The 265-nt window shown below is 74.7% G+C and carries 1 protein-coding gene; it reads left to right on the top strand.

Going from position 1 to position 265, the window contains the following annotated elements; translation table 11 throughout:
- Positions 1-265: CinA family protein (locus SB773_RS32420; protein WP_410594484.1), on the top strand; the 265-nt coding region annotated here is incomplete at both ends.

The following is a 265-nucleotide window of genomic DNA, read 5'->3' as shown; positions in this document are numbered from 1 at the left end:
CGCGTACTCCGAGCACGTCAAGTTCGAGGTGCTCGGCGTCACGCCGGGGCCCGTGATCACCGAGCCGTGCGCCCGGCAGATGGCCGACGGGGTGGGGCGCCTGCTGAGCGCCGACGTCGTCGCCGCCGTCACCGGCGCCGGCGGCCCGGGAGAGCAGGAGGGCAAGCCGGCCGGTACGGTCTACCTGGCACACGGGCGTCCCGGGGAGGTGGAGGTCGCCGAGCTTCACCTCGACGGCGAGCCGGAGGAGGTCGTCAACCGGACC

The organism is Bacillus sp. SIMBA_074 (assembly GCF_046534555.1).
Taxonomy (GTDB): Bacteria; Bacillota; Bacilli; order Bacillales; family Bacillaceae_G; genus Bacillus_A; species Bacillus_A mycoides.
Note: the sequence above shows the minus strand (reverse complement) of the source record. Positions and strands in the feature narration are given on the sequence as shown.